Source organism: Novosphingobium sp. 9 (genome assembly GCF_025340265.1).
GTDB lineage: Bacteria > Pseudomonadota > Alphaproteobacteria > Sphingomonadales > Sphingomonadaceae > Novosphingobium.
Genome location: NZ_CP022707.1, coordinates 1,973,036 through 1,993,017 on the forward strand (window position 1 = coordinate 1,973,036; position 19,982 = coordinate 1,993,017).

The following is a 19,982-nucleotide window of genomic DNA, read 5'->3' on the forward strand; positions in this document are numbered from 1 at the left end:
TCGACCGAGACGATCTGCGATTCGACGCGGCCGATCCATTCGGGACGGCGCGCACCCCAGGTGGATTCTGTGGTCAGTTCATAGAAGGCGATCCGCTTGCCGTCCGGTGACCATACCGGAGAGCCCTGGCACCAGTTCTTGCGCGAGGAGACCTTGGCAAAGCCGGTGCCATCGGGGCGAATTTTGTAGATCGCCAGTTCCTGCGTGTGCTCCCACCCGCGACCTTCGTCGTGGCCGCGCCAGCTGGTGTTCCGATCGCTCGAAAAGGCGATCCACTGGCCGTCCGGGGACCAAGAAGGGCGGAAGTAGCAATCGGGCTGTCTGCTTCGCCCTTGACCTCACCAATGCCGGTCAACTGCCTCAGTTTGCCGCTGGCGAGGTTCATCACCCAGATGTTCGCCTTGTAGCCGTTACGCGTGGAGACGAAGGCCAGCCACTTGCCGTCGGGCGAGAGCGCGGCGGCATCATCGACGCTGGGACCGCCCTGCAGCGCGGTGACGCCCGTCCCATCGCCCTTGGCGATGAACAGGCTGGAGTTGCCGTCCCCCAGCCGCTCGGACGTGAAGACGAGGCGCGATCCATCGTGGGACAGCATGGCGTTGTAATCGTAGGCGCCTTCGGCAAGCACCTTGCGTTCACCCGTTCCATCGGCGGCGCAGACGCGCAGTTCGGAAACCGATGGCGCGATGCGGTTCATCATCATCACGCCCTTGCGTGTGGGAGCCGGCTTGGCGATCCCGACCTGGCTGAGCAGCATGGACGCGGGCACGGCCGCGAGAAAATCCCTACGCTTCATATTACGCTCTCCCCGTAATCCCGGACTGAATTTCTGCTGTGCAGAATGACTTTTTTGCTTCCGGCAGCACGTTTGACTGCCTTGTCTTCCTGTATAGTGCAGCCCCTCGGAACATTACATCGACGCCATCACTGAAATTATCGGTCCGATCCAAGTGCCGATAACGCCCTTACGAAAAACGCCGATTACAACGTGAGGCAAGCCGAGGCAGCATTCGGGGCAAATAGTCCCGAACGACATGCCCGGCATCAGTACGACGACCGTCACCCATGTCGGTCGATGCTTGGGGAGAGCAAGTCGATGAAAACCACACCCGAAATCCGTGTCCGTTCGCTGCGCGCCATGCTGATGGCAGGCGTGGCCTTGCTGGCAGCTCCGCAGATTGCCTCGGCACAGGACGCAACACCTCCTGCCTCCGAAGACAAGGGCATCCAGGAAATCATCGTGACGGCTCAGAAGCGCGCCGAAAGCGTGCAGAACGTGCCGATCGCGATTACCGCCCTCACCAACCAGCAGTTGAGCAATGCCGGCGTTTCCAGCACGCTCGATCTCAAGGCCACGGTGCCTGCGCTCAATATCACCACCGGCACCGGCGGTATCGGCCTGCCCCGCATTCGCGGCATCGGCGCGACGGGGCAAGGGCCCGGCATCGAGAACCCGGTCGCGGTCTATGTCGATGGCGTGTATTATGGCGCCTCGTTCGGCATTCTGCAGTCGATGTATGACACCGATCAGGTGGCGGTGCTCAAGGGGCCGCAAGGCACGCTGTTCGGTCGCAACGCCACCGGCGGCCTCATCCAGATCACCACGATGGGCCCGAGCTTCGACTGGACCGGCAAGGCCGAGGTCGGATACGCGAACTACGATACCGTCCATTCCGCTGCCTATATCTCCGGCGGCCTGACCAAGACACTCGCGATCAGCCTTGCCGGGCAGTACGACAACCAGCAGGATGGCTGGGGTAAGAACCTGACCACCGGAAACGACATCAACACCTCGAAATCGTGGGGGGGGCGGGCCAAGCTGCTGTGGGAGCCGGGCACGGATACGAAGGTGACGCTGGCGGGCGATTTCAACGGACGTGACGGCGCTGCGCCTGCCTTCCGCAACTTCGGCCTCAATTCGCTGGGCCAGAACGTACCCGCGCTGATTACCTCGCTGGGCGGCGATCCGCATACCGACATCATCTCGAACGTCGATCCGAAGATGTCCACGCGCGCCTGGGGCTCCAGCCTGACGGTCGAACAAAACCTCGGTTTCGCGACGCTCAAGTCGATCACCGCCTATCGCGATTCCAAGTTCAGCTACTTCTTCGACCCGGACGGTTCGGCGGCGAACTACATCGTCGTCGACAACCACCAGTTCGACAAGCAGTTCACGCAGGAGCTGAACCTCGTTTCCGAAGGCAGCGGCCCGTTCAAGTGGGTGCTGGGCGGCTTCTACATGCACGACAAGGCGGGTAACGACGGCTCGCGCACGACCGGTATCTATACCTTCGGCGGCAACGGCTATTCGCAGGACGACAACGCCGTCAAACTGGACTCGATCGCCGCCTTTGCCGAGGGCACTTATACTTTCGGATCTTCCACCAACCTGACGGCGGGTCTGCGCTATACCAGCGACAAGCGTTCACTGAACGCGCAGGTCACGGACTATAACGGCAACATCGGCACCACCACGGTAACGACGATCGATCCGGAGCAGCACACCTTCAACAAGCTGACCTGGCGCCTGTCGCTCGATCACCGCTTCTCGCCCGAGGTTCTGGCCTATGCCAGCTACAACCGCGGCTTCCGCGGCGGCACCTACATCACCCAGAACGATCCCGTCGTGCTGCTCAAGCCCGAAACGGTCGATGCCTACGAAGTCGGCCTGAAGACGGATCTGTTCAACCGGTCGGTCCAGCTCAACGTTGCAGGGTACTACTATAACGAGAAGAACATCCAGGTCATGCAGGTGATCTCGGGTGCGCAGACGGTCTATCAGGCAGACGGCGCGCATATCTACGGGGTCGACGCCGATATGACCTGGCGCGTGACCCATGCGCTGCGGTTGTTCGGCGGCGTGAACTACACCCATGCACGCTACACCAGGTTCACCGACGCGATGCTCAGTCAGCCCTATCCGCTGCCGAGCGGCTTCACGGTTCCGGGCGGCGTGTGCTACGGCTCGTTCCCGCCATACGGCGCGATTGCCGGGGGCAATTGCCTCTACATCGGCGATGCTTCGGGCAACAAGCTGCAGAACACGCCGACATTCACCGGCAGCATCGGGGGCAGCTACGATCTCGATACCGGGATCGGCAAGTTCACGCTTTCGGGGAACTACTACTACAACTCCGGCTTCGTGGGCTCGCCCGACGAGCGCGTGAAGCAGAAGGCCTACAACACCGTCGATGCCGCGCTGACCTGGCACTCCAGCGACGATCACCTGTTCGTTCGCCTCTGGGCAAGAACCTCACCAAGGCGTTCTACTTCACGCAGATCGCCGCCAGCAATAGCGGCGACAACGGCACTTACGCTGCCCCGCGCACGTATGGTGTGACGGCAGGCTTCGATTTCTGAGAACTGCGAATAAAAAACCGGCGGAAGCTGCGCTTCCGCCGGGCGTCTTTTTTACATTACGCCTTTGAGGCGGGCTGTCAGACTGGCTGCCCCAGCGACACCAGTTCACGCCGCATGCGCTGGTACTTGGGCAGCACGCCTTGCGTGTAATCGACGAAGGTCGGCAGCCTGGCCGGATCAAGGCCCGCCTCTTGCGCATAGAGCGCGATGATCGCATCAGACTCGTTCATGAAGGCTCCCGGTGTGTGCTGGACGGTCGGGAAGGTGACCTTTTCGAACCACGGCGCCAGTTCGGCGCGCATATCCGTTTCGTTGTCATCGCCGGGCGTGAAGACCCGCATGTCGAACCGCTCCATGAGCCCCGCCTCCAGCAGGAATATCCGCAGCTTCAGGCAATGCGGGCAAGCGGCCTTCAGGTAGAGGACGGCGTGGAAAGTGTCAGTCATCTGGCTCTCGATTTCCTGTCTCAGCGATCGGTGAACGCGACCGAGGTGGGCCTTGCGATGTCGAGCCGCTGGCCGGTCGCGTCAAGCTTGCCGCTCGCAGCATCGATACGGAATACCGACAGGTTATTGGACATCTGGTTGGCGACCACCAGCCAGCGGCCATCATGGCTCAGCGCAAAACCCCAGGGCACCTGACCGCCGCAATCGAGGGCCTGCACGAAGGTCAGGTGTCCGTCCTTACCGACAGCATAGACCTGCACGCGGTTCGCGGCGCGATTGCCGGCGTAAAGGAAGCGTCCATCCCGTGAGAGCGCAATCTCCGAACCACTGGGCTTGCCCGTAAACTCCGGTCCATCGAGCGGTGTGCTCGCCACGGGTGCGAGGCTCCCGACTTCGGCGTTCCAGTTGAACGCGTAGATCGTGCCGCCCATCTCGGTCATCAGGAAGGCATGGCGGCCATCCGGTGCGAAGACGATATGGCGCGGCCCGCTGCCCGGAGGCAGCGCTGCCCAAGGGGTTTTGGCGGGCGTGAGCGAGCCGCCCGCACCAATGCGGTAGATATAGATCCGATCGGTGCCGAGATCGGGCGACAGCAGATAGCGGCCCGATGGATCGACGGTCACGCCGTGGGCATGGGCGCTCTTCTGGCGGGGACTGGGGCCGGAGCCCGTGTGCGCCTCCACGTCGGACGGCATCGCTGCCACCCTGCCCTGCGCATCAATGGGGATCGCGGCAATTTGCCCGCTGCCATAATTGGCGACGTATACCGTTCGTCCCTTGCCATCGAGAGCCAGATGGGTCGCGCCGCCGCCCCCCGAATCCGCCCGGCCCAACGGGCGAAGCGCCCCGGTCGCCGGATCGTAGGCGAAGGATAGCACCGCGCCATGATCCTTGCCGTCGTTCCCCACTTCGCTGACGGAAAAGAGGTGGCGGTGCAGGGTATCGGCCAGCACCCAGGTCGGCCTCTCGACGGGGCCGACAACGCCTTGCGAGGTCAGCGCCCCGGTTCGCGGATCAAGCTTCACCGCGACAATTCCCTGCCCTGCAGCCACACTGCCCTGCGTTCCGACATAGGCAAGCAAGTCCTGAGATTTCCCGCCTTCCATAACTTTCGGGACAGTCTGGCATCCCGACAGGAATATGATCAAAGGCACTACGGCCAGACCGGCCCCGAGCGTTCTGCGCCCTGATTTCATGGCCACTCTCAATTCTCCCGATTTATGTCATCGGTACCTAGGCGAAGTCATTATCCGAGCGCCATCACTCGGAGGGATGCAGTCGGCATACTTATAAAGTCGAGCGCGAAACTTATCGAAGGCATGGGGCCTGCGTGTGACAGATGATTTCGCAAGCTCGGCAAAATTGATGCAATTGCAAAAAACGACGCTTGCAGTAGCAAAAATTTGAAACGATACAGGCCGCCAAGGCATAGTAGACCGGCGGATCACTTGACCAACCCCCTGAAGACCACTCGACGTGCGCAGGCCCTGCGCGGCGCCCTTATCGCAACAGTTGCACTTTCTCTGGCAGCCTGTGGCAGCAGCGATAAAACCAAGAAAGGCGGGGCTCCCGAAGTCGGGTACATCGTTGCACAGCCGAGCGACGTGCCGCTTCCGGTCATTCTGGGCGGTCGCACCGTCTCGTTCGAAAGCTCGGACGTGCGGCCGCAGGTTACAGGCCTCATCAAGAAGCGCCTGTTCACCGAAGGCGATGCAGTCCGCGCCGGGCAACCGCTGTTCGTGATCGACCAGAGCCTCTACACCGCTGCCGTCAATCAGGCCAAGGCCAACCTTGCCAGCGCGCGGGCGACTGCCGCTGCCGCGCGGGCGAAGTCCGACCGGTACAAGCCGCTGGCCGCGATGCAGGCCATCGCCCAGCAGGACTATACCGATGCGCTGGCCGCCACCCGCGTGGCCGATGCCACCGTCGCGCAGATGCAGGCCGCGCTCGACACCGCGCAGGTCAACCTGCGCTTCACCACGGTGCCTGCCCCGATCTCCGGGCGAATCGGCCGTTCGCTCTACACCGTAGGTGCGCTTGTCAGCAGCGCCCAGACCGATCCGCTTGCCCAGATCGAGCGCACCGATCCGATGTATGTCGACATGAAGCAGTCCTCGACCGACCTGCTCGCGCTGCGCCAGAAGCTGAGCAGCGGCGGCGTCGATCCGGGCAGCACGGTCGTACATCTCCATATGCAGGACGGTTCGACCTATCCGGTGGCCGGTACGGTCAAGTTCTCCGAAGTCATCGTCGATGAAGCGACGGGTACGGTGACACTGCGCGCACAGTTTCCCAATCCCACGGGCTTCCTGATGCCGGGCATGTTCGTGAATGCCGAGTTCGACCAGTCGATCGAAAAGGGCGCCTATCTTGTCCCGCAGGCCGCCGTGCAACGCGATTTCGATGGCAGCGCTTTCGTGATGGTGGTCGGCGCCGACGGCAAGGCCGCACGGCGCAAGGTGGACTCGGACCGGACCGCCGGTGTGAACGCCGTCGTCACCAGCGGCCTGAAGGCCGGGGACAAGATCATCGTTCAGGGCCTCAATGGCCTGAAGCAAGGGGCTGCGATCAAGCCGGTTCCGGCCTCGACACCGCAGAAGGTGCAGGACAAGAAGGCCGGTGCTGACAAGGGCGCGGCTTCCGGCACCGGCAAGCAGGGCTGACGCACCGGCATGTCACGGATCTTCATCGACCGCCCCATCTTCGCATGGGTGCTTGCGATCATCGTCATGCTGGCGGGCCTTGGCGCGCTGGTCTCGCTGCCCAACGAGCAGTATCCCGATATTGCGCCCACGCAGGTCAACATCAAGGCGACCTATCCGGGCGCCTCGGCGCAGACCATCGAGAACAGCGTCACCCAGATCATCGAGCAGCAGCTGACCGGCATCGATGGCCTGCTCTATTTCAGCTCGCAATCGAGCAACAAGGGTCAGGCCACGATCACGGCGGTCTTCGCCAAGGGCACCGATCCCGACATTGCGCAGGTGCAGGTCCAGAACAAGGTCCAGACCGCCGTCAGCCGCCTGCCCCAGTCGGTGCAGAGCCAGGGCGTCACCGTCACCAAGTCGAACCCCGATCAGCTCCTGCTGGTCGCCGTTTACGACGAGACGGACACCCGCTCGAACCAGGATGTGTCGGACTACCTGTCCTCGCACATTCAGGACCCGCTTTCGCGTATCGAAGGCGTGGGTGACGTCAACGTGTTCGGCTCGCCCCATGCCATGCGTATCTGGCTGGACCCAGCCAAACTGGCCGCCGTGTCGCTGATGCCCAGCGACGTCAGTTCTGCCATCGAGGCGCAGAACACCGAAGTCGCCGCCGGTGAAGTGGGCGGCCTGCCCTCGCCGCGCGATCAGGCCCTTGATGCCATCGTGCGGGCGGGATCGCGGCTGCAAACGGTCGACCAGTTCCGCAACATCGTCGTCAAGACCCAGGCCGACGGCTCGACCGTGACCATCGCCGATCTCGGCCGGGTGGAAATGGGGTCGGAAAACTATTCGACGATCAGCCACGTCAACGGCCATCCGGGCGCAGGCATCTCGATTTCGCTGTCGCCGGGGGCGGACGCGCTCCAGACGTCCGAGCGCGTGAAGGCCGCGATGGACAAGATGGCTGTCGGCATGCCCGATGGCATGAAGTTCCTCTATGCCAGCGACAGCACCACGTTCATCAAGCTGTCGATCGACGAAGTGGTGAAGGCCCTGTTCGAGGCCATCGCACTGGTCGTCGTGGTGATGTTCGTATTCCTCCAGAGCTGGCGCGCCACGCTGATCCCGGCAATCGCGGTGCCGGTGGTTTTGCTGGGGACATTCGCGATTTTCTACCTCGCGGGCTTCTCGATCAACACGATGACGATGTTCGGGCTTGTGCTCGCCATCGGCCTGCTCGTCGACGATGCGATCGTGGTGGTCGAGAACGTCGAGCGCCTGATGGAGGAAAATCCCGGCATGAGTGCCCGCGAGGCGACGATCATCTCCATGAAGGAGATCCAGATCGCGCTGATCGCCATTGCGCTGGTGCTGTCCGCCGTGTTCCTGCCAATGGCCTTCTTCGGGGGCTCGACGGGCGTGATCTACCGCCAGTTCTCGCTGACGATCATTTCGGCGATGGGGCTGTCGGTGCTCGTTGCGCTGATCCTCAGCCCGGCGCTGACATCGACCCTGCTCAAGCCGCGTCATGCCCATGGCGGCCCGAACCTGATCGAACGCAAGCTGCCTTTCCTTGCGCGCGGCTGGCATCGTTTCCAGACCTGGTTCAACACCTCGTTCGACAAGACCAGCCACAGCTACGCCAACGGCGTGGGCAAGGTGATCGACCGCAAGTGGTGGTGGCTGGCACTGTTCGCAGTGCTTTGCGGCATCACCTACCTGCTGTTCCACGCCCTGCCCACCGGCTTCCTGCCCAACGAGGATCAGGGCACCATTCGCGTGCAATGGCGCCTTCCCGCAGGCTCGCCGATCAGCCGCACCGAAGAGGTCCAGAGCGAAGTCGAGAAATACTTCCTCGGCCGCGATGAAAAGCTCGTCAACGGCATGTTCACCGTCTCGGGCGGTGGCCTTGGCGCGGCGGGCCAGAACACCGGCTCCTCGTTCATCAACCTTGTCGACTGGAGCCAGCGCACCGACGAGAAGAACAGTGCCGATGCCATCGTCAAGCGCGCGACCGGTGCCTTCAAGGCGCTGCGCAATGCGCAGGTCTTTGCGACCGTGCCGGGAGCCATCCGTGGTCTCGGGCAGGATGCGGGCTTCACCATGGAGCTTCAGAACAGCGGTGGACTGTCGCGCACGGACTTTGCCGCTGCCCGCGACAAGCTGCTGGAGATGGCGACGGCCGACCATCGACTCTCGCAGGTCCGCCTGAGCGATTTGCCCGACGTCTCGACGATGAACGTCAAGACGAACACGCAGGCGCTGAGCGCCTACGGCCTTTCGCAGTCGGACGTGAACGCCACGCTGGCGACCGCATGGGGCGGCACGTACGTCAACGACTTCATCGATCAGGGCCGCGTCAAGAAGGTCTACGTGCAGGGCGATGCGCCGTACCGCTCGCGCCCGGAGGATATGGCCCAGTGGTATGTCCGAGGGTCGGACGGCCAGATGTCGCCGTTCTCGGCCTTCGCCACCGTAGGCTGGTCGACATCGCCCTCGACCACCTCGCGCTTCAACGGCCTTCAGTCCTACGAATTTTCCGGCAGCGCCGCTTCCGGCGTCAGCTCGGGCACGGCGATGACCATCATGGAGCAACTCGCTGCGCAGATCCCCGGCACCAGCGTCGCCTGGGCGGGCGCCTCCTATCAGGAGCGTCTGTCGACCGGACAGGCGCCCCTGCTCTACGGACTTTCGCTGCTGGTCGTGTTCCTGTGCCTTGCCGCGCTCTATGAAAGCTGGTCGATCCCGGTCGCGGTGATTCTGGTCATTCCGCTCGGCCTGCTGGGCGCGGTGGCGGCAGTCACGCTGCGCGGACTCGACAATGACGTCTATCTCCAGATCGGACTTCTGACCACGATGGGGCTCGCCGCGAAGAACGCGATCCTGATGATCGAGTTCGCCGAGCAGGCCGAGCGGCAGGGGCGCCGCGTGATCGACGCTGCGCTGGAAGCGGCCCGCATTCGCCTGCGCCCGATTCTGATGACCAGCTTCGCCTTCATCTTTGGCGTGGTGCCGCTCGCCATTGCCCATGGTGCAGGCGCGAACAGCCGCATCGCCATCGGCACCGCTGTCGTTGGCGGCATGCTGAGCGCAACCCTGCTGGCGATCTTCTACATTCCGCTGTTCTTCGTGCTCGTCCGCATGGGCGCGCGCGATGGCCTGCGCGCCCTGCGCCGCAAGCGCGAGGAGCGCCGCGACGCTAAGGCAGACCCTGAGGCATCCGCATGACGACTATCAACAGCCTGCGTCGCCCCATGCGCATCGTGACGCTCAGCCTTCCGGCTCTGGCGCTCTGCGCCTGCTCGATGGCCCCCAAATACGTCCAGCCTGCCGCGCCGGTGCCGACATCGTGGCCCGCAGGCGATTCCTATCTCGCGCAGAGCGAAGCGCAGTTGCCGGTGGTCTCCTACAAGGAGATCTTCCGCGATCCGCGCCTGCAAACGCTGATCGAGAGTGCGCTGACCAACAACCGCGATCTGCGTGTGGCCGCCGCGAACGTCGCGGCGGCCAACGCCCAGATCCGGGTGGTGCGCGCCGACCAGTTCCCGGCGCTGGGCGTCACCGGCTCGGTATCGCACACCGAACGCAACGGCAGCAGTTCGAGCACGTCGAGCGGCTCTTCCAGCAAGGGCACCAGTTACTCGCTGCAAGGCGGCGTTTCCGCCTTCGAGCTGGACTTCTTCGGCAAGTACCTCAACGCCACCCGCGCGCAGCGTGACACCGCGCTGGCGACCGAGGCGGCAGCGCGCACGGTGCGGCTTGGCCTTGTTGCCGATCTTGCGCTGGCCTGGGCGCAGTATGGCGCCGACAAGGACCTGCTGACCATCGCGCAGGACACTGCCGCCAATGCCGAGCGTTCGGTCAAGCTCACAAGCGCGCGGCTGTCCGGCGGCGTGGCCCCGCGTACCGATCTGCGCGAAGCAGAGCAGGTGCTCGAAACCGCACGCGGCGATATAGCCACGCAGACGACCGCACTGGCGCAGGACGAGAATGCCATCCGCCTGCTGGTCGGTGCCGATTACGATACGACGCTGCTCCCGGCCAGCATTGCCGAGGTCAATGCCTCGCTCGCGGTGCTGCCCGCAGGCGTGAGTTCCAGGGTCCTGCTGCGCCGCCCCGATGTGGTCGAGGCCGAGTATGAACTCCGCGCCGCCAATGCCGATATCGGCGTCGCGCGAGCGGAACTGTTCCCCTCAATCTCGATCACCGGACTGCTTGGCCTTGCCAGCACTTCGCTGTCCTCGCTGTTCGACAAGGGCGCCTTCTCCGCCACCGGCAGCGGCGATGCCAGTTGGTCGATCTTCAACGCGGGCGGCAAACTTGCCAACGTGCAGGTTGCCAAGGCCCAGCGCGATGCGGCGTTGGGGACCTACGAAAAGGCGATCCAGACCGCCTTCAGCGAAGTGGCGGATGCGCTCGCCGATCAAGGCACGATTGCCGAGCGGCTGCGCGCGGCGAATGCCTATACCAATGCCGCTGCGGATACGGCCAAGCTGACCAACGCGCTCTACGAGCACGGGGTGGACAGCTATCTCGAAAATCTCGTGGCGCAGCGCAGCCTCTACTCGGCACGCCAGTCGCAAGTGCAGATGGCGCTGACGGCGGCGACGAACCGTGTGACGCTCTATCGTGTGCTGGGTGGCGATCAGTCGACGGCACCAGCGGAAACAGCACCACCGCCAGCCAACTGATCGCGCGGAATTAACCAGCCTTCAGCGTGCGGACGAGGTACAGAACCTTGTCCGCATGTTCCTTCCGGCAGATCAGCAGGTCGGGCATATAGGTGTCGCGCTGGTTGTAGATCAGCGGACTGCCGTCGATGCGCGAGGCGTGAAGACCCCAGCCCAGCGCTACCGCGGCGGGGGCGCAACTGTCCCATTCGTATTGCCCGCCGGAATGCAGGTAGATATCCGCCTGCCCCAGCACGATCGACATCGCCTTGGCGCCCGCCGATCCCATCGGCACCAGCTCGGCACCCAGAGCTTCGGCCACGGCCAGTGCCTCGGGCGCCGGGCGCGTGCGGCTGACGACCATGCGCAGCCTTTCGGGTGCGGGCGAAACTTCGCCGGGACGATCAGACCGCAGCACAAGCCCCGCATCAGGCAAACCCACCGCGCCCAGCACCGGCGCGCCGTTCTCGGCCAGACCGATATGCACCGCCCAATCCGCGCGCGCCTCGCCATATTCGCGGGTGCCGTCCACCGGATCGACGATCCACACCCGCGTATGATCGAGCCGCTCGAAGCTGTCCTTTTCCTCTTCGGAAAGCAGGCCATCCTCTGCCCGCTGCGCGCGCAGGGCATGGCACAGGAACTGGTTGGCGGTCTGGTCTCCCGCCTTGCCCAGCGCCTTACCCTCGAACACCCCGGCCTCGCGCACTTCGATCAGGATACGCCCGGCCGTGGCGGCAAGGTGTTCGGCGAGGTCGCCGTCGGAAAGCTGCGTCATGCATCCCCCAGCAGCGTATCGACGATCAGGTCGGCGGCTTCCTCGGGCGAGATCAGCGTGGTGTCGATCCGCACCTCGGGGCTGCGAGGCGCTTCGTAGGGACTGTCGATGCCGGTGAAGTTCTTCAACTCGCCCGCACGCGCCTTCTTGTAGAGCCCCTTCACGTCGCGCGCCTCGGCGACCTTGAGCGGGGTGTCGATGAACACCTCGATGAACTCGCCCTCCGGCATCATCGCGCGCACCATCTCGCGGTCCGCCTGGAACGGCGAGATGAAGGCGGTGATGACGATCAGGCCAGCATCGGTCATCAGCTTGGCCACTTCGCCGACGCGGCGGATGTTCTCGATACGATCGGCCTCGGTGAAGCCCAGATCCTTGTTGAGGCCATGGCGCACATTGTCGCCATCAAGCAGGAAGGTGTGCCGGTTCATCCGGTGCAGCTTCTTCTCGACCATGTTGGCGATGGTCGACTTGCCCGATCCCGAAAGCCCGGTGAACCACAGCACCGCAGGCTTCTGGTTCTTGAGGCCCGCATGCTGGCTGCGCTCGATATCGACGGCCTGCCAGTGGACGTTCTGCGAGCGGCGCAGCGAGAAGTGGATCATGCCCGCGGCAACGGTTGAGTTCGTCATCTTGTCGATGAGGATGAACCCGCCGAGCGTGCGGTTCTGGGCATAAGGCTCGAACACGATCTGGCGATCGGTGGTCAGTTCGGCGACGCCGATGGCATTCAGGTCCAGCGTCTTGGCCGCCAGACGGTCCATCGTGTTGACGTTGACCTCGTACTTGGGCTCGGCAACCGTGGCCGAAACCGTCTGTGTGCCCAGCTTGAGCCAGTAGGCGCGCCCCGGCACCATGGCCTCGTCGGCCATCCACACGAACGTTGCCTCGAACTGGTCGGCGGTCTGCGGCGGATTGTCGGCGACCGCAATCACCGATCCGCGCGAGCAGTCGATCTCGTCGGCAAAGCATACTGTGACCGACTGCCCCGCGCTCGCCTCGTCCAGGTCGCCGTCATAGGTTACGATGCGCGTGACCGAGCTGGTCTTGCCCGAGGGCAGCACCCGCACCTTGTCGCCGGGCTTGACCGAACCGGTCGCAATGAGGCCCGAGAAGCCCCGGAAATCGAGGTTCGGGCGGTTCACCCACTGCACCGGCAGGCGGAACGGACGCTCCGCATCGAGCGAGGACAGCACCTCGACCGTTTCGAGATGCTCGATCAGCGTGACGCCCGCATAGGCAGGCTTGGCATACCACGGGGTCCCAGGTGAAAGCGTGGTCACGTTGTCGCCCTTGAAGCCCGAGATCGGCAGTGCGGTGAAGCTCTCGATGCCGATCGACTTCGCGAACTCGCCATAGTCGGCAACGATCCGGTCGAACACGTCCTGGCTGTAGTCGACCAGATCCATCTTGTTCACCGCCAGCACGATATTCTTCACGCCGAGCAGGTGGCACAGGTACGAGTGGCGGCGGGTCTGGACGAGCACGCCCTTGCGCGCGTCGATCAGGATCACCGCAAGATCCGCCGTCGAGGCACCCGTCACCATGTTGCGGGTGTACTGCTCGTGGCCGGGGCAGTCGGCGACGATGAACTTGCGCTTCTCGGTGTTGAAGAAGCGATAGGCGACATCGATGGTGATGCCCTGCTCACGCTCTGCGGCGAGGCCATCGACCAGCAGCGCGAAGTCGATCTCCTGCCCCTGCGTGCCGACCTTCTTCGAATCCGAGGCCAGCGCATCGAGCTGGTCCTCGAAGATCATCTTCGAATCGTAGAGCAGCCGCCCGATCAGCGTGGATTTGCCATCGTCGACGCTGCCGCAGGTGATGAAGCGCAGCATCGTCTTGTGCTCGTGCTGCTTGAGATAACCGTCGATGTCCTCGGCGATCAGGGCATCGACGACATAGCGGGGTTCGGTGGTGTCAAAATCGGCCATCAGAAATACCCCTGCTGCTTCTTCACTTCCATGCCGGCACCGCCTGCATCCTTGTCGATCGCGCGCCCTTGCCGCTCGCTGGTGGTGGTGAGCAGGGTTTCCTGGATCACCTCCGGCAGCGTCTTTGCCGTGCTCTCTACCGCGCCGGTCAGCGGATAGCAGCCGAGCGTGCGGAAGCGGATCGAGCGCTCCACCGGCACTTCGCCATCCCTGAGCGGGAAGCGCTCGTCATCGACCATCAGCAGCATGCCGTCGCGCTCGACGGTCGGGCGCTTCTCGGCGAAGTAGAGCGGCACGATCGGAATGTCGTTCAGGTGGATGTACTGCCAGATATCCAGCTCGGTCCAGTTGGAGATCGGGAAGACGCGGATCGATTCGCCGCGCGCCTTGCGGGCATTGTAGAGGTTCCACAGCTCCGGACGCTGGTTCTTCGGATCCCAGCCATGCGAGGAGGTGCGGAACGAGAAGATGCGCTCCTTCGCGCGGCTCTTTTCCTCGTCGCGGCGGGCCCCGCCGAACGCGGCATCGAACCCGTACTTGTCGAGGGCCTGCTTCAGGCCTTCGGTCTTCCACATGTCGGTGTGGAGCGCCCCGTGGTCGAACGGATTGATGCCCTTCGCCTTGGCCTCGGGGTTCTGGTAGACGAGCAGTTCCATCCCGCTCTCGCGCGCCATCTTGTCGCGAAGTTCGTACATCGCCTTGAATTTCCACGTGGTATCGACATGCAGCAGCGGAAACGGCGGCGGCGAGGGATAGAACGCCTTGCGCGCCAGATGCAGCATGACTGCGCTGTCCTTGCCCACCGAATAGAGCATGACCGGCTTCTCCGCCTCGGCCACGACCTCGCGGATGATGTGGATACTCTCGGCTTCGAGCCGTTCGAGATGGGTCAGGCTTTTCATTCTGCATGTCCTTTTGCGCTGCCGCTTTCCCCGATGACCGGGACTGCGACGCGAGTGGCAGCGTCATTTCACAGGTGACAGGCCATGAAACCTCCCATATGGGAGGTTATGGCTCTCACCAGCAACGACGAGACCGATCTGTTGCTTCCGCTGATGCAATCGCATGCGGATGAAACGCCGTTCGCGACATTTCTGGAAAGGCTCTTGCGCAGAACGCGGGCGCAACTGGCGGGAGTTGCGATGCTCGATGTCAAAACATCGACTTTTCGCCGCTACGAGCAAGGAAATCCCGCAGCGCGCTCACTGCCCGAAAAGCAACCGCTGGCGCTGGAGCGCGCCAAGCTTGAAGCGCTGCGTCCGAACAGGGTCTACGCCATCGAGGAACTGCTCGACATATCGCCGCTCGCACGCGCGCAGTTCTTTCGCACTTTCGCCACGCTTGGACTACACGATGCCCGGATCGTCCACCTTGGCGAGACCGCAAGCACGCAGGCCTGGCTCTACCTTGCCCGCGATACTGACAGCACCGCCAGCGACAGCGCCCTGCTATCCAGCCTCGCGCCTTATGTTGCAGCAACGACGGCGCAGGTACTTGCGGGCGAGCAATTGGCGCACAACACGCGCCTCACGGCAAAGGCGCTTGCACAGACCGGATGGGCATGGCGCCTGCCGGGCTCCGGCGTCCGAATTGAGAGCGCCGAGGCCACGGCACTGGAAGATGCGCAAGGGGCGAGACATTGCTTGTGCCGCTGGAGCCGGGCGATCCCGATGCAGCGCTGCTGCTGTCAGCGGAAGGCGAGCTCGATCTGGCCCGCGCCGCGCGCCGCCTTGCCGTGCTTCACGGTCTCCCGCCACGCGAAGCCCAACTGGCCGCCGCGATGGCCGCCGGGCAATCGATCGCCGAGGCGGGCGCTGCGATGGGCCTCACGCTGGAGACTGCGCGCAACTATTCCAAGCGAATCTACGCAAGGCTCGGCGTGTCCGGGCAGCCCGCGCTTTGCGCCAAGGTCTGGCGCGGCGTTGCCATGCTGCCCTGACCGTGGCTCAGGCCAGCGCGGCCTTCATCGCCGTATTGAAGGCGATCACGGCCTCGGCCTCGTCGCCGTTCCACACTGCACACGAGGCGCAGATGAAATCGGCCCCGGCCTTTACAACATCGCCGCAGTTTTCGGGCGTGAGGCCACCGATGGCCACGCACGGAATCTCGAACAGCGACTGCCACCACTCCAGCACGTCCAGCCCGGCCATGTGCTTGACCTCCTTGGTGGTGGTCGGGAAGAAGGCCCCGAACGCCACGTAGTCGGCGCCGTTCTCGCCCGCTTCCATCGCCAGATGGCGGCTGGCATTGCAGGTCACGCCGATCTGCGCATCCTTGCCGAGCGCCTTGCGGGCCTCCTCGACGGTGCCGTCTTCCTGCCCGAGATGCACGCCGTCCGCACCCAGGCGCTTGGCCAGCGCGATCGAATCGTTGACGATGAAGGCGACGTCATGCGCTGCGCAGATCGCCTGAAGCGGCTCGGCAAGCCGAGCAGCCTCGTGCTGATCGAGATCCTTCACGCGGAACTGGAAGGCCGCCACGTCGCCCGCCGACAGCGCGCGTTCGAGGCGCTTCGGAAAATCGCCGGTCACGTCGAGGGGCGAGATCAGGTAAAGCGCGGCAGGTTCGCGCGGGACGATATCGGCAGTGTCTTCGCTCATGCGCGGTGCTCTAGCCCGACAGCGCGTCTGCGCCAAGCGGTCTTGCGCACAAGCAAAAAGGGCGAGACCTCGCGGCCCCGCCCTTTTCTTCGATCAGATTCGCAAAGGGTCAGGCCGCAGCGGCGGCGGCAACCTTGTGCGTCGATCCGGTGTAGATCTCGTCGATCGCGCCGCCCAGCGCCGCATCGAACTCGTCCTGGCTCATCTGCGCGCGCAAGTCCTGCAGCAGCGCGCGGCTGAAGCTGGCGATGATGCCCTTGTTCTTCGCCAGTTCAGCGCAAGCCTCGGGACGCTCGTAGCCGCCCGAGAGTGCGACCACGCGCAGCACCTTGGGATGATCGACCAGCGCGTCGAAGGTGCCCGGCACCACCGGCAGCGACAGCTTGAGCATGACGACTTCGCCCTCGGGAAGCAGATCGAGTTGCTTGAGGATCTCGTCGCGCAGGATCGCGTCGCACTCGGCGCGGGTCTCGCTCTTGATGTTCACTTCGGGCTCGATAATCGGCATCATGCCGTGCGAGAGCACCTGCTTGCCGATTGCGAACTGCTGGGCGACGACCTCGGCAATGCCCTTGGCATTGGCCGAGTGGATCACCGAGCGCTCCTTGGTGCCGAACACGCCGAGCGCCTTCGAGCGTTCCAGCAGCGCGTCGAGCGTCGGCATCGGCTTCATCAGCTGAACGCCGTCGGCCTCATCCTCAAGACCCTTGTCGATCTTGATGAACGGCACCACGCCCTTGGCGATCAGTGCGGCAGGCGTCGGAACGCCATCGACTTCGCCGTCCATCGTGCGCTCGAACAGGATCGCGCCGATGACCTTTTCCCCCGAAAAGGCATCCGACGAGATGATGCGGGCGCGCATCTGGTGGATCAGACCGAACATTTCCTCTTCGCTGGACCAGGCGTCGTCTTCGACCCCGTATCCCTTCAGCGCCTTGGGCGTGGAACCGCCGCTCTGATCGAGCGCAGCAATAAAGCCGTCTCCTGCGCCGATAATTCCCTTCATCCGGGCGAAATCCATGACCTTCTCCTCCTGGTCGTTGGTAACACAACCTGCAGGAGGGCTTATCCGCCGATGCTGCATTTCGCAACTGCGGCAAAGGGTCAGGATGGACGATGCGAGACTGTTGCGGGGCCTTCTGAGGCCAGTTTCGATCGCCTGCGTCGCGAAAGCCATGCCCGAGCCGGTTGATCGACCCAGCGAGAGGCGCACCAGGCCAGCAGGATGCCCGCACCAAGGTACACGATCGCCATCAGGACGGGGTCGTAACCCAGATCGTCCTTGAAATGGCGGAACAGCCCCATCAGGCCCCAGTGTACGGCATAAAGGCCGTAGGACATGTCCCCAGAAACCGCGCGGCGGGTTGTAGCGCACGCGGAGGCTCGACCTGTGCGCCGCACCAGACCAGCAGCGGCGAAAGTACGAGCGTGAACAGCAGATCGTAGTACGGCCCGGTCACGTCACTCGGCTGCGCGAGCAGGCAGGCGGTAATGGCGATCAGACACAGCAGGCCACCCAGTCCCGCCTTGCGCAGCGACACGCCGGGAAGGCGCGCGATCAGCATCCCCGCACCGAACGACAACGCGGTGCGGGTCAACGAGACCAGCCATTGCGCCCATACCGCGCCGAGATTGCCCGAGCCATTGGCGATCACCGCAGGCGCGAGATACCAGGCGCACACCAGACACATCGCCAGCAGCGCGAGGCGCGGCAGACGCAGAAGGAACACGATCATCGCCAGATTCGCGACCAGTTCGAAGAACAGCGACCATGCGGGAACGTTGAACGGAAACAGCGTAATCGTCAGCGGCGAGGGTATCATCAGCGCGTTGAGCGCGGTGCTGATCGCGAAGACCCGCAGGGAATGCGGATCGTTGCCCTGCGCGATCGTCGCGATCGAGGTGACCACGATGCCGGTCAGGAACAGCGGATAGAGCCGCACGATCCGCTGGCGCATGAACTCGATCACGCCCAGCCCGGCCTTCCAGCGCGGCTCATACGTCCGGCACAGCACGAAGCCCGAGAGCGCGAAGAAGAAGTCCACCGCGACATAGCCGTGCGGGGCCTGCGAGATATTGAAATGGAACAGCGCGACGGCCAGCGCGGCGATCCCGCGCATGCCATCGAGCGTCACGTAACGCCCCTGCCCGCCTGCCTTTACGGTAGCGATGGACGCGGCGACGGGCGGCGTCGCAATCCGGCCCGGATCATCCGGCTGCATACGCGACGCCCCCGCCCGTCAGTGTACGATCAGGCCGAGAGCGCAGCCACGCCCGGCAGTTCCTTGCCTTCCATCCATTCGAGGAAGGCGCCGCCAGCGGTCGAGATGTACGAGAAGTCCTGCGAGACGCCTGCGTGGTTCAGCGCAGCCACGGTATCACCACCGCCTGCAACCGAGATCAGCGAGCCTTCATGGCTCAGCGCGGCAGCGGTCTTTGCCAGCGCCACGGTTGCGGCATCGAAGGGCACCGTCTCGAACGCGCCGAGCGGACCGTTCCACACCAGCGTCCGGCAGGTCTTGAGCACATCGCCCAGCGCCTCGACCGCGAGCGGACCGACGTCGAGGATCATCTCGTCCTCGGCGACTTCATGCACATTGCAGGTGCGAAGGCTCGGCGGATTGGCGGCGAATTCCTTCGAGACGACGACCTCGTAAGGCAGATGCACGGTGCAGCCCGAGGCATCGGCATTGGCCATGATGTCGTCAGCAGTGCCGGTCAGGTCATGCTCGCACAGCGACTTTCCGACGTTCACACCCTTTGCGGCAAGGAAGGTGTTAGCCATGCCGCCGCCGATGATGAGGTGATCAACCTGCGTGACGAGGTGCTTGAGCACGTCGAGCTTGGACGAGACCTTGGCGCCGCCAACCACGGCTGCGACCGGCTTCTCGGGCTTGCCCAGCGCCTTTTCCAGTGCTTCGAGCTCGGCCTGCATCGAGCGTCCGGCGTAAGCGGGAAGCACCTTGGCGAGGCCTTCGGTGCTGACATGCGCGCGGTGTGCGGCGGAGAACGCGTCGTTGACGTAGAGATCGCCGTTGGCGGCAACCGCTGCGGCGAGTTCGGGATCGTTCTTTTCCTCACCCTTCCAGAAGCGGGTGTTCTCCAGCAGCGCGATGTCACCGGCGCGCAGGATGCCGACGGCCTGCTTGACCACGTCGCCTGCGATCTCGGGCACGAACATCACTTCCTTGCCGAGCACCTTGGCAACTTCGTTCACCACCAGCGAAAGCGACATGGTGGGCACGCGCTCACCCTTGGGGCGGCCGAAGTGCGCGAGGATCAGAACCTTGGCGCCCTTTTCAGCGAGTTCCAGGATCGTGGGCATCGCGGTGCGGATGCGGGTGTCGTCGGTGACGAGCCCGTCCTTCATCGGCACGTTGAAGTCGACGCGCACCAGCGCGACCTTGCCGTTCACGTCACCGATATCGTCAAGGGTCTTGAAGGTGCTCATCATGCGATCCTTTGATCTGAAAGGGCAGAAAATCAGAGAGTTACGACCGAAAGGTCGAAAGATGCCGAAGGCGGGCGCCCCGATTGGGGAACCCG

General features: G+C 63.8%; 16 protein-coding genes. 5 read left to right on the forward strand and 11 right to left on the reverse strand.

Annotated features, from left to right (window positions below; translation table 11 throughout):
* Positions 1-73: 73 nt before the first annotated feature.
* On the reverse strand, positions 74-796 hold the full coding sequence (locus tag CI805_RS09835; RefSeq protein WP_260922769.1) for a TolB family protein: 723 nt from the start codon (positions 794-796) through the stop codon (positions 74-76).
* Positions 797-1,096: 300 nt separating this feature from the next.
* On the opposite strand from CI805_RS09835, the gene CI805_RS09840 reads away from it, so the two are divergent.
* Positions 1,097-3,340 carry a TonB-dependent receptor gene (locus tag CI805_RS09840; RefSeq protein ID WP_260922772.1) on the forward strand — a complete coding sequence of 748 codons (2,244 nt, stop codon included), beginning with the start codon at positions 1,097-1,099 and terminating at the stop codon, positions 3,338-3,340.
* 97 nt (positions 3,341-3,437) lie between these two features.
* Here CI805_RS09840 and CI805_RS09845 read toward each other — a convergent pair whose 3' ends face one another.
* Entirely contained in the window at positions 3,438-3,806 is a 369-nt protein-coding gene (locus tag CI805_RS09845; RefSeq protein ID WP_260922775.1) for a glutathione S-transferase N-terminal domain-containing protein, read from the reverse strand.
* 20 nt (positions 3,807-3,826) lie between these two features.
* A complete protein-coding gene (locus CI805_RS09850; protein WP_260922784.1) occupies positions 3,827-4,831 on the reverse strand; it encodes a lactonase family protein in 1,005 nt (334 codons plus the stop codon).
* Positions 4,832-5,266: 435 nt separating this feature from the next.
* Here CI805_RS09850 and CI805_RS09855 point away from each other — a divergent pair, with 435 nt between their 5' ends.
* The 3 genes from CI805_RS09855 to CI805_RS09865 are packed head-to-tail and all read left to right on the forward strand — an operon-like array spanning position 5,267 to position 11,145.
* Positions 5,267-6,469, forward strand: coding sequence for an efflux RND transporter periplasmic adaptor subunit (locus CI805_RS09855; protein WP_409934950.1), 1,203 nt, complete (start codon positions 5,267-5,269; stop codon positions 6,467-6,469).
* A gap of 9 nt (positions 6,470-6,478) precedes the next feature.
* Positions 6,479-9,682 (forward strand): efflux RND transporter permease subunit, encoded by a 3,204-nt coding sequence (locus tag CI805_RS09860; RefSeq protein ID WP_260922794.1) that lies wholly within the window; start codon positions 6,479-6,481, stop codon positions 9,680-9,682.
* A complete protein-coding gene (locus tag CI805_RS09865; RefSeq protein WP_260922798.1) occupies positions 9,679-11,145 on the forward strand; it encodes an efflux transporter outer membrane subunit in 1,467 nt (488 codons plus the stop codon). The genes CI805_RS09860 and CI805_RS09865 overlap by 4 nt, the downstream gene beginning before the upstream one ends.
* A 10-nt stretch (positions 11,146-11,155) precedes the next feature.
* Here CI805_RS09865 and CI805_RS09870 read toward each other — a convergent pair whose 3' ends face one another.
* The 3 genes from CI805_RS09870 to cysD are packed head-to-tail and all read right to left on the reverse strand — an operon-like array spanning position 11,156 to position 14,738.
* A complete protein-coding gene (locus tag CI805_RS09870; RefSeq protein ID WP_260922800.1) occupies positions 11,156-11,902 on the reverse strand; it encodes a 3'(2'),5'-bisphosphate nucleotidase CysQ in 747 nt (248 codons plus the stop codon).
* Positions 11,899-13,836 (reverse strand): sulfate adenylyltransferase subunit CysN, encoded by a 1,938-nt coding sequence (gene cysN / locus CI805_RS09875; protein ID WP_260922803.1) that lies wholly within the window; start codon positions 13,834-13,836, stop codon positions 11,899-11,901. The genes CI805_RS09870 and cysN overlap by 4 nt, the downstream gene beginning before the upstream one ends.
* Positions 13,836-14,738 carry a sulfate adenylyltransferase subunit CysD gene (gene cysD, locus CI805_RS09880; RefSeq protein ID WP_260922807.1) on the reverse strand — a complete coding sequence of 301 codons (903 nt, stop codon included), beginning with the start codon at positions 14,736-14,738 and terminating at the stop codon, positions 13,836-13,838. Before cysD ends, cysN begins: the two co-directional genes overlap by 1 nt.
* A 737-nt stretch (positions 14,739-15,475) precedes the next feature.
* Between cysD and CI805_RS09885 the strand changes: the two genes are divergently transcribed.
* Positions 15,476-15,775 carry a helix-turn-helix transcriptional regulator gene (locus CI805_RS09885; RefSeq protein WP_409934885.1) on the forward strand — a complete coding sequence of 100 codons (300 nt, stop codon included), beginning with the start codon at positions 15,476-15,478 and terminating at the stop codon, positions 15,773-15,775.
* 7 nt (positions 15,776-15,782) lie between these two features.
* Here the strand turns inward: CI805_RS09885 and thiE are convergent, their stop codons facing one another.
* From thiE to CI805_RS09910, 5 genes are all read right to left on the reverse strand, one after another.
* On the reverse strand, positions 15,783-16,436 hold the full coding sequence (gene thiE, locus CI805_RS09890; protein WP_260922809.1) for a thiamine phosphate synthase: 654 nt from the start codon (positions 16,434-16,436) through the stop codon (positions 15,783-15,785).
* Between the two features lie 109 nt (positions 16,437-16,545).
* Entirely contained in the window at positions 16,546-17,457 is a 912-nt protein-coding gene (locus CI805_RS09895) for a fructose bisphosphate aldolase (RefSeq protein WP_260922811.1), read from the reverse strand.
* Between the two features lie 83 nt (positions 17,458-17,540).
* A complete protein-coding gene (locus CI805_RS09900; protein ID WP_260922812.1) occupies positions 17,541-17,777 on the reverse strand; it encodes a hypothetical protein in 237 nt (78 codons plus the stop codon).
* Positions 17,741-18,658, reverse strand: a complete 918-nt coding sequence (locus CI805_RS09905; RefSeq protein ID WP_260922821.1) for an acyltransferase family protein — start codon at positions 18,656-18,658, stop codon at positions 17,741-17,743. Before CI805_RS09905 ends, CI805_RS09900 begins: the two co-directional genes overlap by 37 nt.
* Before the next feature lie 29 nt (positions 18,659-18,687).
* Positions 18,688-19,887, reverse strand: coding sequence for a phosphoglycerate kinase (locus CI805_RS09910; RefSeq protein WP_260927938.1), 1,200 nt, complete (start codon positions 19,885-19,887; stop codon positions 18,688-18,690).
* Between the last annotated feature and the right edge of the window lie 95 nt (positions 19,888-19,982).

What these genes read in the sequence shown, in the direction of transcription:
- CI805_RS09860 (WP_260922794.1), top strand. Translation starts at nt 6,479, where the DNA reads ATGTCACGGATCTTCATCGACCGCCCCATCTTCGCATGGGTGCTTGCG.
- CI805_RS09900 (WP_260922812.1), bottom strand. Translation starts at nt 17,777, where the DNA reads ATGTCCTACGGCCTTTATGCCGTACACTGGGGCCTGATGGGGCTGTTC.
- CI805_RS09905 (WP_260922821.1), bottom strand. Translation starts at nt 18,658, where the DNA reads ATGCAGCCGGATGATCCGGGCCGGATTGCGACGCCGCCCGTCGCCGCG.
- CI805_RS09840 (WP_260922772.1), top strand. Translation starts at nt 1,097, where the DNA reads ATGAAAACCACACCCGAAATCCGTGTCCGTTCGCTGCGCGCCATGCTG.
- CI805_RS09865 (WP_260922798.1), top strand. Translation starts at nt 9,679, where the DNA reads ATGACGACTATCAACAGCCTGCGTCGCCCCATGCGCATCGTGACGCTC.
- cysN (WP_260922803.1), bottom strand. Translation starts at nt 13,836, where the DNA reads ATGGCCGATTTTGACACCACCGAACCCCGCTATGTCGTCGATGCCCTG.
- cysD (WP_260922807.1), bottom strand. Translation starts at nt 14,738, where the DNA reads ATGAAAAGCCTGACCCATCTCGAACGGCTCGAAGCCGAGAGTATCCAC.
- CI805_RS09870 (WP_260922800.1), bottom strand. Translation starts at nt 11,902, where the DNA reads ATGACGCAGCTTTCCGACGGCGACCTCGCCGAACACCTTGCCGCCACG.
- CI805_RS09910 (WP_260927938.1), bottom strand. Translation starts at nt 19,887, where the DNA reads ATGAGCACCTTCAAGACCCTTGACGATATCGGTGACGTGAACGGCAAG.
- thiE (WP_260922809.1), bottom strand. Translation starts at nt 16,436, where the DNA reads ATGAGCGAAGACACTGCCGATATCGTCCCGCGCGAACCTGCCGCGCTT.
- CI805_RS09835 (WP_260922769.1), bottom strand. Translation starts at nt 796, where the DNA reads ATGAAGCGTAGGGATTTTCTCGCGGCCGTGCCCGCGTCCATGCTGCTC.
- CI805_RS09895 (WP_260922811.1), bottom strand. Translation starts at nt 17,457, where the DNA reads ATGGATTTCGCCCGGATGAAGGGAATTATCGGCGCAGGAGACGGCTTT.
- CI805_RS09845 (WP_260922775.1), bottom strand. Translation starts at nt 3,806, where the DNA reads ATGACTGACACTTTCCACGCCGTCCTCTACCTGAAGGCCGCTTGCCCG.